This window comes from Streptomyces sp. NPDC051310 (genome assembly GCF_044455245.1).
Taxonomy (GTDB): Bacteria; Actinomycetota; Actinomycetes; order Streptomycetales; family Streptomycetaceae; genus Streptomyces.
In genome coordinates, this window is record NZ_JBITEO010000022.1 from 14,600 (window position 1) to 28,298 (window position 13,699).

Below are 13,699 nucleotides of genomic sequence, written 5' to 3' on the forward strand. Positions count from 1 at the left end.
GAAGGCCGTCGTGATGGCCGGCGGCGAGGGCACCCGCCTGCGCCCCCTGACCACCTCCCTCCCCAAGCCGCTGCTCCCGGTCGGCGAACGCCCGATCATGGAGCACGTGCTGCGGCTGCTGCGCAGACACGGCATCCGGGAGACGGTCGTCACCGTCCAGTTCCTCGCCCATCTGATCCAGGAGCGGTTCGGCGACGGATCGGACCTCGGCATGTCGCTCACGTACGCCCACGAGGAGACGCCCCTGGGCACGGCGGGCAGCGTCAAGAACGCCGAACCGGAGCTGGCCGGCGCCCCCTTCCTGGTGATCTCCGGCGACGCCCTGACCGACATCGACCTGTCGGCGCTGATACGCCACCACCGGGAGCGGGGCGCGCTGGTCACGGTCTGCCTGACCCGCGTGCCCGACCCGCTGGAGTTCGGCGTCACCGTGCTGGGCGCGGACGGGCGCATCGAGCGCTTCCTGGAGAAGCCGACGTGGGGCGAGGTCTTCTCCGACACCGTCAACACCGGCATCTACGTGATGGAACCGGAGGTCCTCGACCGCGTCCCGGCCGGGGAGCCGGTCGACTGGTCCGGGGACGTCTTCCCGCGCCTGATCGCCGAGGGCGCGGCCGTCCACGGCTACGTCGCGGACGGGTACTGGCAGGACGTGGGCACCCTGGACAGCTACCGGCAGGCCCAGACGGACCTGCTGGACGGCCGGGTGGACGGCGAGGTCCCCGGCACCGAGGTCCTGCCGGGGGTGTGGGTGGCCGACAGCGCCACCGTCGACCCCGAGGCGGACGTCCGGGGCCCCGTCGTCATCGGCGAGCACGCCCGCGTCGCCGCCGGGGCGCGGGTGCACGAGCACTCCGTGATCGGCGCCCACAGCGTCGTCGAGCGCGGCGCCCACCTGCACCGGGCGGTGCTCCATCCGTACGCGTACGCCGGGCCGCACACCTCCCTGCGCGGCTGCGTGGTGGGGCGCAACGCCACCACCGGGCGCTCGGCGCGCCTGGAGGAGGGCGTGATCGTCGGCGAGGACTCGCGGGTGGGGCAGGACGCGGTCGTCTCGGCGGGCGTCGTCGTCAACCCGGCCAAGACCGTCGAGCCCGGCGCCGTCATCGGCACCGACCTGATCTGGGACGGCCAGGGCTCCCGCTCCCTGTTCGGCCCCCGCGGTGTCAGCGGCGTCGTGAACGTCGACCTCACCGCCGAACTGGCGGTGCGGCTCGCCGGGGCCTACGCCACGACGGTGCCCCACGACGCCACGGTCACCGTCGCCCGCGACCACGCCCAGGGGTCACGGGTGCTGGCCGCCGCGGTGGTCTCCGCGCTCCAGTCGAGCGGGGTGCACGTACGGGACCTGGGGCACGTCCCGGTGCCCGTGGCCCGGCGGGAGGCCGCCCTCACCGACGGCGGCGTCCTGCTGACGGCGACCCCCGGCGCGGTCGACTCGGTGAGCCTGACCTTCCTCGACGAACACGGCGTCGACCTCGGCACGGCCGCCCAGCGCAAGCTGGAACGCCTGCTGAACCAGGCCCGGTTCCGCCGGGCGCCCGCCGGTGAGTTCGGCGGACTGCTGTCGGGCGAGGAGTCCGCGCAGACCGCGATCACGGCGTACACCGAGCGGCTGCTGAAGCGGACCGGCACGGCGGCGGCCCGGGAACGCGCGCCCAAGGTGGTCGTGGACGCCGCGTTCGGCAGCGGCGCCCTGGTGCTGCCCGGCCTCCTGCACGGCCTGGGCGTCCGCGCGGTCACCCTCAACACCGGCCTGGACGACGAGCGGGCCACCGAGACCGACATCGAGCGCCGGGCCGCCCTGCGCTACCTCGGCGACGTCGTCGCCGCCAACGATGCCGACTTCGGCGTCCGCGTCGACCCGACCGGGCAGCGCATCGCGGTCGTCGACGAGCGGGGCGCGATCGTTCCCGACGAGACGCTGCTGCTCCTCGTGACCGGGCTCGTCACGGCCGAACGGCCGGGCGGCACGGTCGTGCTGCCGCCGACCGTCAGCCGCGCCGCCGAGACCGTCGCCGCCCGGCACGGCGGACGGGTGGTGCGGACGGCCTCGGCGCCGGACCGCGCCATCAGGGCCGCGGAGGCCGCCGGCACCGTCCTGGCCGCCGACGGCCACGGGGGCTTCACCTTCCCGGAGAACTCCCCGTACACCGACGGGTTCTGCGCGCTGGCCCGGCTGACCGGCCTCCTCGCCCGCCGCGCGCGGCCGCTGAGCGAGCTGGTGGAGGAGGTGCCGCGCACCTTCGTCCGCAGGCGCGAGCTCACCACCCCGTGGGAGGCCAAGGGCGCGGTGATGCGGCAGGTCGCCGAGGCCGCGGCCGGCCTGGAGGTGGACACCACCGAAGGCATCCGCGTGATCGAGCCGGACGGCCGGTGGGCGCTGGTCCTGCCGGACGCCTCGCGCGCGGTCACGAGGGTCTGGGCCGAGGCTCCGAGCGCCGACGCGGCCGACGCCCTGCTGACCCGCTGGGCCGACGCGGTGTCCCGCTCCACCGCCTGACCCCCGCTCCCCTCCCCGCCCCTCCCCTCCCCTTCCGCCGCCCCGCGCGGTCGCGGCTCCCGGCCCTCCACGGTCCGGGAGCCGCTCGCCGTGTTCCGGGGCGTGCTACTGCGGCGGGGCGTCCACGCCTAGACTTCCCCTCGCCCGTGCGGGGCGAGGTCCCCAGGCCGGGGAGGAACCGGGGAAGTGACGTGGACGTGAAGGCAAGGCGGGGCCATGGCAGCGCGGCCGGCCCCACGGCGCGCAGCGCGCCGGCGGAACTGGCCGAGCAGGCTGCGCGGCTGACCTCCGCGATGGACGCCACCGTCAACGCCGAGGCGGCCCGGCACGGTCTGACCCGCGCCGACTTCGACGTCCTGGCCGCGCTCCGGGCCGCACCGGACCACCGGCTCAAGCCCACCGATCTGGCCTCCCTGTGCCGTCTGTCGTCGGGCGGGACGAGCAACGTCATCCGGCGGATGACGGAGTCCGGCTATGTCGTGCGGGAGGCCGACCTGTACGACGGGCGCAGCTCCTGGGCACAGCTCACCGAGGAGGGCACGCGCGTGTGCGACCGGGTGCAGGAGACCGTGGACGGCGTGCACGCCCGTCTGCTGGCCGGTCTGCCGCCCGGCGTGGTGGACGCGCTGACGGCCCTGCTGGCCCAGGCGGTCGACGCCCTGGAGTCCGGCGCCTGACCTCCGCCGGGGACGCGGCGCCGTCCCCGCGGCCGGCGGGTGGGGCACGCGACGAGGGCCCCGGTGCCGTCCGGCACCGGGGCCCTCGTCCGCCGCCCGTCACGGGCCCGCCCGTCACAGGGGCCCGCCTGTCACACCGCTCCGGTCCCGCCGCGGCCGTCACACCGCTCCGGTCCCGCCGCGGCCGTCACACCGCTCCGGTCCCGCCGCGGCCGTCACACCGCTCCGGTCGCGCGGCGGCCGTCACACCGCTGCGAGGCCGCGCGGCGTCCCTCACGCCGCTTCGGTCGCACGGCCTCGCAGCGTGGCGAGCACCTCCCGCAGGCGGTCGGTGCTCGGGACGCCCTCGGTGCGCCAGGTGCCGATGGTCAGCGTCGGCACGGTGTGGATGCGGTGGGTGCGCCGCGCCTCCTCCTGCTCGCGGCGGTACTCCTCGGCGGCCGCCCCGGACGTGATGTGTGCGTGGAACCCGCGGCGGTCGAGACCGGCCTCGGCGGCCAGGTCCGTGAGGAGCCCCGGGTCCGAGATGTCCAGGTGCTCCAGGAAGTGGGCGTCGAAGACGCGGTCGCTGTACGCCGCCCCCGCCCCCTCCCGCTCGGCGTACCGGTGCCCCAGCAGCGCGCACCCGGTGCGCGGCAGCGGCAGCGAGGGGGCGGAGCCGAGCTTCACCCCGAGCCGTTCGGCCATGGGCAGCACGGAGTTCTCCCAGACCCGCTCGGGGTAGTCGCCCTCGCCGGGCGGCGGCGTGCCCTCCGGGTGCAGTTCGTAGGCGCGCCACACCGTCCGGACGTCCGGGTCGGTGACCGCCTCGGCCAGCACCTGGCGGGTCATCACCGAGAAGGGGCATATGTAGTCGAACCATACGTCGATCGTCAGCGTCATCATGAGCCTCCGTCACGGGGCGGGCCGGACTCTCCGGCCCCTCGGGCCAGGGGGTGGTGCGAAATCCCGGGCGCACCGGGATCGGGCGGCGCGGGTGCGGGCGGGACGGGCGCGGGGGCGGCGCCCATGCGCCGGGTGAGGGGCCGCTCGAAGAACACGTACAGCGGCCAGGCCAGCGCCAGCGTCACGGCGAGCCACAGCAGCAGCATCCCGGTGCCCTCGACCAGGCCCCAGGACCGTTCCGCGCCGACGACCCGGTGCCCGTACATCTGCACGAGCCGGTGCAGCAGGTAGAAGGCGAAGGAGACCTCGCCGAGCCGGACCATGGCGCGGGACCCGAACGGTGAACCGTTTCCTCGCACATCGGCCGCCGCCGCGGCGGTCACCAGGCAGGCCAGCGGGACGACGGTCGCCGCCACCATCCCGTACGCGAACGGCACCACCAGCGCGACCGCGTACCCGGCCGGCAGCATGAGCCCCGCGAGCGGGAGCCCGGGACCGCGCCAGCGCCCGGTCCACAGGATCCGCGCCATCACCATGCCGAGGACGAACTCCAGGGCCCGTACGGGCGGGAACGCGAACACGAACCAGTAGTGCTCCTCCGAGACGGCAAGCCACCACATCTCGGGCCCGGCCGGCAGGACCGCCGACGCGAGGGGCGGCACGCAGAAGATCCCCGCCACCAGCCCCGCGGCCCACCGCCACAGCCGGTCCGGCCGGATCCTCAGCACCAGCCGCAGCAGCAGCGGGAAGGCCAGGTAGAACACCGCTTCGCAGGCCAGGGACCAGCTGACCGGGTTGACGCTCAGGATCACGTCGACGTCCGGCACCCAGGTCTGGACGAGCAGCAGGTTGCGCACCGCCCCGGGCAGCGCCTGCCCGGTCCAGGCCAGCAGCGCGGCCGCCAGGGCGAAGGTCAGCACGTGGCTCGGGTAGATCTTCCACAGGCGCCGCCGCCAGAAGCGGCGCGCGGTGTCGTCCGGGCGCGCCGACCAGGTGAGCAGGAAGCCGCTGAGGACGAAGAAGAAGGACACACCGACCCAGCCCGCCTTGGAGAACAGACGGAAGAAGGCGGCGTCGGTCCCCGGATCGCTGAAGACGTGCTCGTACGTGGCGTGGAAGAGGAAGACGAGCAGCGCCGCGGCGAACCGCATCCCCGTCAGGGAAGGCAGCCGCGCGCCGCCCGGGCGGCCGGCCGCCGCGGTCGCCGCATCCGCCTCCCGTGCGTGAACTGCCACCACTGTGCCCCCTCTACGGCGGTCCGGATCCTGTCCCGACCAGCCTGTGGGCCCTGTGGCGGCCCGGCAACGCCGACTTGCACAAGACGCGGCGGATCGCACGGCCAACTGCCGCGTGCCCGGGCGGACTTCCGCAAGTAGGTCGTCTACCCCGCAACCCTCTTGGAAAATACAGAACGTTCTCTATTCTTTTGAGTGAGGAGAGCTCCACACCCGTCGCCCGTCCGAACCACAAGGGGGGAACCATCGTGGCTGCGCACGGCATCACGCACCTGCGGGGGCCGGCCGACCCGGCTCCGATCGCCGCCTACGCGGAGGAACTCTTCGGCCATCTGCCACGTGCGGACCAGCGAAGATGGGCGCACGCCTATCTTCAGGGCCTGCTCACCACACCCGGCAAGAAGTCGGTCCGGCGCCTGGCCGCCGCCGTCTCCACCTCACCCACCGCCTCCCAGTCGCTCCAGCAGTTCGTGAACGCCAGCCCGTGGGAGTGGGAACCCGCCCGTGAGGAGCTGATGCGCTGGGTCGAGCGGCGCGCGCCCGTCCGGGCCTGGACGATCGCCCCCACGGTCCTGCCCAAGCGGGGCGAGCACTCGGTGGGCGTCCACCGCCGCTTCGTCCCCTCCGTCGGGCGCACCGTCAACTGCCAGGTCTGCCTGGGCCTGTTCCTCTCCGTCCCGGGACACAACGTCCCGGTCGACTGGCGCCTGTTCCTCCCCGACCACTGGACGGACGACAAGGTGCTGCGCCGGCGCACCCGCATCCCGGACACCGTCCGCCACCGCCCGCTGTGGGCCGACACGCTCGACCTGCTGGCGACGGCCGCCGCGCGCACCTCCCTGGCCGCCGTACCGGTCGTGGCCGACATGACGGAGCTGCCCAGCGTCGCTCCGCTCGCCTCCGGTCTGACCTCCCGTGGCTTCGACTTCGTCGTGGCGGTGCCGGACGGCATGCAGGTGATCGCCGACGGGCACCTCAAGTCCCAGCCGGCCGGGCGCCCTGCGGCCTCGTCCTCGACGCTCAGCGCCCGCTCGTTCCTGGCCATGAACAGCAGGCGGCACCCCCACACGGCCACCGTGACGGCGACCGACGGGGAGCAGCGCCTGCTGCGCATCCTCAACGGGCTGGTCCGGGTGCCCGGCGTCCGGGAGGGCGTCGGCACACCGCACCGCACCTACCGCCTGTTCGCCGAGTGGCACCCGGACGAGCAGCGGCCGTCGCGGGTGTGGCTGACCAACATGGTGCAGGCGCGCATGAACGAACTGCTCGCCCTGACCCGGCTGCGGGCCGGCACCGCCGCGGCGGTGCACAGCCTGCGCGAGCACCTGGGCCTGCTGGACTTCGAGGGCCGGTCCTTCCCGGGCTGGCACCACCACATGACGCTCGTCTCGGCGGCGTACGCCTACAGCCGCCTGGCCGTGCCCGCCGAACCGCCACGGATCGTCGGACTGGACAGGCGCTCCGCCTGACCGCCCGACCCCGCCGGCCGCCGCACCGCCCCCTGTGCGGCGGCCGGCGCATGTCCGCCACCGACCGGCGGGGCGCCGCGACACGACGGCGCCGGACATGACGGAGCGGGCGGTGCGGAGGAGCCGTGAAGCCCCTCCGCACCGCCCGCGTCACCGCACCGCCCGCGCACCTGCCGGACGACGTGCGGCTCCCGGACGACGTGCGACTGCCGGACGCGCAGCGGCCGCACGCGCCGTCAGCGGCCCGCGACCGCCTCCGAGGTCACCGTCACCGAGAAGGCCACGTGCTCGTCCTGCCACGCGGTGACCTTCGTACGGTCCCGGCCCACCGCGTCCACGCCGTCCGGGTCGGCCGTGATCCAGCAGGGCGAGTCGAACTCGACGTACCGGAAGAAGGCGATGTCCATGCCCACCGGGAGGACCCGGCGGCCCGGCCGGATGGCCTGGGTGGCCTGGCGCGCGGCCTCCAGCAGGAGCATCCCGGGCGCGTGGTCGACCGGGTGGTCGAACAGCACCGGGTGGCCGGTGTCCGTGCGCAGCCGCCAGCGCCCGTCCCGGTCGGCCGGGGCGAGCACTACATCCGGCCACCGGTCGCGGCCCACGACGGCGGGATCCACCGGCGCGGCGGGAGGAAGCGCGGTCGCCAGCACCCGGTCGATGTCGGCCCGTCCGGCGCGCACCCGCTGGTAGACCGCCCGGGAGTAGCAGCCGAACCGGGTCTCGGCCGTGGCGAGCGGCGCGCCGTCCCGGAGGATGTCGAAGTGCATGGTCACGGCGGCCAGCTGGCCGCCCCGGCGCCGGATGTCCGAGGCGGTGACGCGCAGCTCCAGCTCGGCCGGCACGAAGCCGGTGGGCAGGGCCGCCGGGTCCAGCGCGTAGCGGAAGAAGTCCCAGCTGAGACGGGTGTCGAAGGGGACGTCGTAGGCCGCGTGGGAGAGCAGGGGCAGGGTCTGACGAACGGTTTCGCTCAGCAGCAGCGGGTCGTGCAGCCCCTCGTGCGCCGTGTAGAAGCAGTGCTGACGGGGCCACTGGGCGGTGACGGTGAAGGAGTCCTCACCGGTGGGGTGCCAGCCGGTGAGGAACACCTCCGCTATGGCCGCACGGTGGACGAACTGCCGCGGGACGGCGTGGGTGAGAGTGGGCGTGAACACGGGTGCGGACGTCCCGGTCGTGCGCGCGGTGGTGTTGGGCATGCGCAGTCTTCCCCCCAGGTCGCATGTGTCGATGACCGTGCGCACGAGCTCCGGTGGGCCTCGTACGCACCCTCATAAAATAGAGAGTGTTCTTTTTGTTTGTCGAGCGGTATCAGCCGAACTTTGCCGAACCGCTGGTCAGGACGGTGGTGTTGAGGAGGGCGCCGGATACCATAGAGAGCGTTCTCTATGTTGAGGAGGGTGCATGGCACGGACGACACAGGAACGGGCCGTCAGGACGCGAGAATCGATCTTGCGTGCGGCCGCGGAGGTCCTCGACGAGTACGGCTTCGCCGGCGCCAGCATCACCAAGATCGCGGAGCGGGCCGGCGCGACCACCGGCGCCATGTACTTCCACTTCAAGTCGAAGGAGGGCCTGGCGCAGGCCGTGATGAACGCCCAGCCGGACACGATCGTGCCGCTCCTGCAGTCGCAGGGGCTGCAACGGCTGGTGGACATCACGCTGGTGTGGTCGCGGCAGCTCCAGGAGGACGCACTGCTGCGCGCCGCCGTCCGGCTGGCCGTGGAGCAGGGGGCGTTCGGGATGCGGGACGACACCTCGTACCGGACGTGGATGCGGATCATGACCGAGTGCCTGCTCGACGCGCAGGACCGGGGCGAATTGCTGGAGTCGACCGATCCGGTCGAGGTGGCCGAGTTCGTCGTCGGGGCCTGTACCGGCATCCAGCTCTACTCGCAGCTGGTCAGCGGGCGCGCGGACCTGCCCGAGCGGACGGTGGCGATGTGGCGCTACCTGCTCCCGGGGATGGCCGTCCCCGCCGTGGCGGAGCGGATCGAACTCGCCACGGACCGCGCGAGCAGCGTATGAGCACCCGCGCCGCACCGGGCACCACGGCACCGGGCACCACGGCCGCACCGCGGACCACCGCCGCACCGGGCGGTGCTGCCGCCCCGCGGGGTCTGACCGTCGTGGTCACCGGGGCCAGCGGCACGCTGGGCCGCGAGGCGGCGGCCCTGCTGGCGCCCGGCCACCACGTCCGGGCGCTCACCCGGGACCCCGCGCGGGCGGCCGCCGGCGGACTGGCGGGGCAGGTCATCGGCGCCGACTTCGCGGACCGCGCCTCGCTCGCCCGCGCCTGCGAGGGCGCGGACGCGCTGCTCGTCATCACGAGCGACCCCCTGCGGCCCGACCACGACGACAACGTCCTCGCGGCGGCCCGGGCGGGCGGTGTCCGGCACGTCGTCAAGGTGTCGGCGCTCGCCGTCACGGACCCGGACGCCGACGACCTCGTGACCCGCTGGCAGCGCGAGAACGAGGAGCGGGTGCGCGCCTCGGGGATGGCGTGGACACTGCTGCGCCCGCGGGCGTTCATGTCCAAGACGCGCGACTGGGCGCCCTCGATCGCGCGGGAGTCGGTGGTACGGGCGCTGCACGGCGACTCGCGCAACGCCTGCGTCGACCCCCGGGACGTGTCGGCGGTGGCGGCGCGGGTGCTGACGGAACCCGGACACGCGGGGCGCGCGTACGCCCTGACCGGGCCCGCCGCCGTGTCCGCGCGCGACCAGTGCCGGGAGCTGGCGGCCGTGCTGGGCAGACCCCTGCGCTTCGTCGGCATGACGGTAGGGGAGGCGGTCGACGCCTGGCGCGCGCGCCATCCCGAACCCCTGGTGCAGGCGCTGCTGGAGATGAGCGCCCGTCAGGCGGCGGGCGGCAAGGCGGACGTCGCCCACGGGGTGGCGGACGTGCTCGGGCGCCCGCCCGCGGCCTTCGCCGCCTGGGCCCGGGATCACGCCGCCGTGTTCCGCGACGCGGTGTGACCGGATCCGGCCCCCTCGTGACCGGCGTCACGGCGCCGCCCCGGGCCGGGGAGTTCAATGGCCGCATGAGACCTGGTCAGTTACTCCTCGACGGAAAGATCGTCATGGTCACCGGCGCGTCGAGCGGCATCGGCGCGGCCGCGGCCCGGCTGTTCGCCGCGGAGGGCGCGGCGGTGGTGCTGGTGGCCCGCCGGGAGGACCGGCTGCGGGCCCTGGAGAAGGAGATCGCCGACAGCGGCGGCCGCGCCGTCGCGGCGCCCGCCGACGTGACCCGGCCGGACGAGGTCGCCGGGGCCGTGGCGGTCGCCGTGGACACCTACGGGGGCCTGCACGGGGCCTTCAACAACGCGGGCTGGGCCACGGTGGGGACCGACCTGCACGAGACGGACGACGCGGTCTTCCAGCAGATCATGGACGTCAACGTGCGGGGTGTCTGGAACTGCATGCGCCACCAGATACCGGTGATGCTCCGCTCCGGCTCAGGCGCCATCGTCAACACCTCCAGCGTCGCGGGCGTGCTCGCCACCGGAGCCGTCTCGCCCTACGTCGCCGCCAAGCACGCGGTGATCGGCCTCACCCGCGCGGCCGCCGCCGAGTACGGGCAGCGCGGCCTGCGGGTCAACGCGCTCGTGGTGGGCAACACCCGTACGGAGCTGATGGACCAGGTGCTGGAGGAGACGCCCGGCCTGGAGGAACGTTTCCTCGCCCGTCCGATCCAGAAGCGGATGGCCGCCCCTTCGGAGGTGGCCGAGGCCGCCGCGTGGCTGTGCAGCGACCGCTCCTCCTTCGTCACCGGTGCGGCGGTCCCCGTGGACGGGGGCTGGACGGCCGCCTGACACGGACTCAGTGCCGCGTGTCGTTTTCGGCCACGCCGTAGAGGACGAGGTTGTCCTCGTACGCGTGCGCCGTCCGGTCGAACGTGCCGGCGCAGGTCACCAGCGCGAGGCGCGGAGGCCCGTCCGCGCTGAACAGGTCCGCCGGGAGCTCGGACTTCGGGTACGTGCGGCGGGCGACGATCCGGTACGTGTGGCGGGCGCCGTCGGCCGTGATGACGTGGGCGCGGGCGCCCAGCGGCACCGCGTGGAGCTCCTCCAGGGGGCCCGCCCCTTCGTCGGCCGTGTCCAGGTGCCCGGCCAGCAGGAGCGTGCCCCGGGCGGCGCCGGGGTGGGCGCCGAGGGCCCACCAGCCCAGACGGGACGGTGACTCCGGTACGGCCAGGACGCCTCCGGTGCCGACGGTGACCGGATCGACGGGGATCCGCTCGACGTGCCCGGGGACGGTGAGGACGAGGGGCGGGGACGCCGCCCGGGCCGGCCCGGACGCCGCCCCGGACGTGGGGACGGCGCCCGCGTCGTACGGGCGCGCGACGGGCCGGCCGGCCGGTGCCAGGAACAGGCACGCCAGCGCCGCGACGGCCGCCGACGCGCATCCCGCCCGGACCAGCAGCCGGTCCGGACGGGGCCCGCCGCGCGGCCGCGGCCGAAGGCCGTCCTTGCCGGTCACGGCCGTGACATCCGCCGGGTCAGCGGCTGTCGTTGCGGCGGATGCGGTTCGCGGCCCAGAAGGCGCCGCCCGCGACGAGCACGCCGCCGAGCGCCACCGCGGGCACCGCGAGGAACACCGGGACCTCCGCGGCGAGCGCGGCCTGTCCGCCGCTGCCCGCGTGGATGGTCTTCGGCGTGTGGTCGCCCGTGCCGTGGCACACGCCGCCGCGCACCATGCCCAGGTGCATGGCGACGACCGGCCGGGCGGCCTTGGCGGCGGCGGTCACCTCGGCGTTCCTGCCGTGGGCGACCTGGTTGTCGATGCGCGCCAGCGTCTTCTCGTGGGCGGCGGCCAGCACGTCGAGCCAGGCGGCGTCGTACGCGCTCGTACCGGCCTTCTTCATGACGTTCTCGAGCGCCTTCTGCTGCTCCGCCGTGGGCGCGACGGGCAGGTCGACGCCGAGCTTGTCGGAGAGCGCCTTGGTGGCGGCGTCGAGCTTGGTGTGGTCGCGGACCAGGGTCTGGCCCACGTTCTTGACGCACGAGGTCGTGGCGTTCTTCTGCGCGTCCTGACCCGCGGCGATCTCCGTGAGGTTGCCCTGGTGGGAGGCGCGCAGGAAGGCGTTGTCGACGGGCAGCGGGCTCGCGTCGCCGGAGGCGGCCGCGGGGGCGGCAAGACCTGCGGCTATACCGGTGAAGGCGAGGCAGGCGAGGGCCGTGGCGGCCCCTCGCCGGGAGGAGCGGGAGCGGATCACGATGTCTTGTCCGTTTCTCGTCGGCGGTGCACGACCCTCACGGGGAGAGGGCCCACGGTGACCATCCGAAACCGGCGGAGGCCGGCGCGCCACCCGCGGTACTGCAAACGGCGCATCCCCCGGCCGCGCACCCGCCGGGTCTCCCGGGTCGGCGGGGGCGCTGCCGAAGGGGAGATTTCCGGCCATGGTGACGACGGGGGACAACGCGGCGCGGGCGGCGCGCGGGCACCCGGCGGGGCGCCTGCGGCGCGCGTTCCCGAGCGGGCTCCGGGAACCCCCCAACCCGGAACCGGGCCCGCGCCCCGAGCGGATTCCGGGACCGCGTCCCCGAGCGCTCGTCGATCCCGGACCGCACGGACCCGCACCCCGAGCGGGTTCCGGACCGCGTCCCCGAGCGCTCGTCGATCCCGGACCGCACCCCGGGCCGGAACCGGACCCGCGTCCGAGCCGGAACCAAGCGCGCCCCCAGCCTGGAACCGGTCCCGCGCCCCGTGCCGGAACCGGCCACGCCCCAACCCGGGACCGGGACCGTGCCCCAGCCCGATCCGAGCCGGCGCCCCGAGCCGGAACCGGGAGCGCGCCGGGCGCGACCGCCGGCCGCGTCCCGGGCCGCCGTCCGGGCCACCTCCCGGGACCTCCCGGGTCACCTCCCGGCACCCCCCGGGGCCACCTCACGGGTCAGCTCCCGGCGCCGCCCGGCGGCCGCCGGACGGGGCCCGTCGGAGCCTCTGTTCGGGTCTCGAAGAGGCCGCCGTGGGGTATCGGTCCCCCGTTCGCCCGGTGATGGCTTGGACTCGCCAACCCCTGAACTGGGTCTTGTCACCGTACGCAGTCACGTGCGTACATGGAGTTGCGTACGTTCCAAGGGGATGGCGGGGGTGGTCAGCCGTGGCGAACGCTCCGGGCTCCGTGCTCGGCCGGACGGCATTAAGAGACAGGGCACCGGTCCGTGCCGTGGTGCCATCGCAGGCACCGCCACACGTGCCGGTGCAGGTACCTCAGCAGATGACACGTCAACAAGCACCACCGCGTCAGGAGCCGCGCCCCGCCGGGCAGTCGGTGCGCGGGACCCGGCAGATCTGCGCGGCGCTCGCGGCGCTCGCCGAGTCCGCCCGCAGAGAATTGCTGACCTTCGACGATCCGGCCGCCTGCCTCGGCCAGTCGATCCCGCAGCCGTTCCTGGAGCTCGCCGGCGCCTGTGTCCGCACGGCCACCGAGCGGGTGGAACGGGTGGGCACGGTCCGTCAGATCGTGCCGCGACACGCGCTCGACAGGGTCACGGCCGCCGATGTCGCGGCGGCGGGCCGGCTCACGGGCCGGGCGCGGCTGACCGAGTCGATCCCGTTCAAGATGATCATCGTGGACCGCACGGTCGCGGCGATCCCGCTCGACCTCGAACTGCTCTACAACGGACTGCTGCTCATCCGCGACCCGGTGATCGTCCAGGCCCTGGTGCGGGCCCACCGCGCCTGGTGGGAGGCGGGCGACGAGGTGACGGCGATGCCCGCGCCGCCCGGATCGCTGCCGCCGCACCTGCGGCCGGTCCTGGAGGCGCTGCTGGCCGGTCTCACGGATGAGACGGCCGCCGCGCGGCTGGGGATATCGGGACGTACGTACAGCCGGCGCGTGGGGGAGCTGCTCGCGGCCCTCGGCACGACGAGCCGCTTCCGGGCGGGAGCGGAAGCGGCTCGCCGGGGCTGGGTCTGACGCGCACAGCGG

Annotated in this window: 12 protein-coding genes; 7 read left to right on the forward strand and 5 right to left on the reverse strand. The window is 74.7% G+C overall.

What is annotated here, in order from left to right; genetic code table 11:
* Nucleotides 1-13: 13 nt before the first annotated feature.
* Nucleotides 14-2,503, forward strand: a complete 2,490-nt coding sequence (locus ACIA79_RS26725) for a sugar phosphate nucleotidyltransferase (protein WP_399430978.1) — start codon at nt 14-16, stop codon at nt 2,501-2,503.
* Nucleotides 2,504-2,694: 191 nt separating this feature from the next.
* Entirely contained in the window at nt 2,695-3,180 is a 486-nt protein-coding gene (locus ACIA79_RS26730) for a MarR family winged helix-turn-helix transcriptional regulator (protein ID WP_399430884.1), read from the forward strand.
* A 273-nt stretch (nt 3,181-3,453) separates the two neighbouring features.
* Here ACIA79_RS26730 and ACIA79_RS26735 read toward each other — a convergent pair whose 3' ends face one another.
* Nucleotides 3,454-4,065 (reverse strand): DsbA family protein, encoded by a 612-nt coding sequence (locus ACIA79_RS26735; RefSeq protein ID WP_399430885.1) that lies wholly within the window; start codon nt 4,063-4,065, stop codon nt 3,454-3,456.
* A complete protein-coding gene (locus ACIA79_RS26740; RefSeq protein ID WP_399430886.1) occupies nt 4,062-5,300 on the reverse strand; it encodes an acyltransferase family protein in 1,239 nt (412 codons plus the stop codon). The genes ACIA79_RS26735 and ACIA79_RS26740 overlap by 4 nt, the downstream gene beginning before the upstream one ends.
* A 248-nt stretch (nt 5,301-5,548) precedes the next feature.
* On the opposite strand from ACIA79_RS26740, the gene ACIA79_RS26745 reads away from it, so the two are divergent.
* Nucleotides 5,549-6,769, forward strand: a complete 1,221-nt coding sequence (locus tag ACIA79_RS26745) for an IS701 family transposase (RefSeq protein WP_399430888.1) — start codon at nt 5,549-5,551, stop codon at nt 6,767-6,769.
* Nucleotides 6,770-7,005: 236 nt separating this feature from the next.
* Here ACIA79_RS26745 and ACIA79_RS26750 read toward each other — a convergent pair whose 3' ends face one another.
* Nucleotides 7,006-7,962, reverse strand: a complete 957-nt coding sequence (locus tag ACIA79_RS26750) for a ScbA/BarX family gamma-butyrolactone biosynthesis protein (protein WP_399430889.1) — start codon at nt 7,960-7,962, stop codon at nt 7,006-7,008.
* A gap of 205 nt (nt 7,963-8,167) precedes the next feature.
* Here ACIA79_RS26750 and ACIA79_RS26755 point away from each other — a divergent pair, with 205 nt between their 5' ends.
* The 3 genes from ACIA79_RS26755 (at nt 8,168) to ACIA79_RS26765 (ending at nt 10,577) form a co-directional block, all read left to right on the forward strand.
* Nucleotides 8,168-8,791, forward strand: coding sequence for a ScbR family autoregulator-binding transcription factor (locus tag ACIA79_RS26755; RefSeq protein WP_399430890.1), 624 nt, complete (start codon nt 8,168-8,170; stop codon nt 8,789-8,791).
* Entirely contained in the window at nt 8,788-9,741 is a 954-nt protein-coding gene (locus tag ACIA79_RS26760; RefSeq protein ID WP_399430891.1) for an NAD(P)H-binding protein, read from the forward strand. Before ACIA79_RS26755 ends, ACIA79_RS26760 begins: the two co-directional genes overlap by 4 nt.
* 65 nt (nt 9,742-9,806) lie before the next feature.
* Nucleotides 9,807-10,577, forward strand: coding sequence for an SDR family NAD(P)-dependent oxidoreductase (locus ACIA79_RS26765; RefSeq protein WP_399430892.1), 771 nt, complete (start codon nt 9,807-9,809; stop codon nt 10,575-10,577).
* A gap of 7 nt (nt 10,578-10,584) precedes the next feature.
* Here ACIA79_RS26765 and ACIA79_RS26770 read toward each other — a convergent pair whose 3' ends face one another.
* Both ACIA79_RS26770 and ACIA79_RS26775 read right to left on the reverse strand, forming a co-directional pair.
* Nucleotides 10,585-11,244, reverse strand: coding sequence for a class F sortase (locus ACIA79_RS26770; protein WP_399430893.1), 660 nt, complete (start codon nt 11,242-11,244; stop codon nt 10,585-10,587).
* A 19-nt stretch (nt 11,245-11,263) separates the two neighbouring features.
* On the reverse strand, nt 11,264-11,980 hold the full coding sequence (locus ACIA79_RS26775; protein ID WP_399430894.1) for a DUF4142 domain-containing protein: 717 nt from the start codon (nt 11,978-11,980) through the stop codon (nt 11,264-11,266).
* 1,005 nt (nt 11,981-12,985) lie between these two features.
* Between ACIA79_RS26775 and ACIA79_RS26780 the strand changes: the two genes are divergently transcribed.
* On the forward strand, nt 12,986-13,687 hold the full coding sequence (locus tag ACIA79_RS26780; RefSeq protein WP_399430895.1) for a DNA-binding response regulator: 702 nt from the start codon (nt 12,986-12,988) through the stop codon (nt 13,685-13,687).
* Nucleotides 13,688-13,699: the final 12 nt, after the last annotated feature.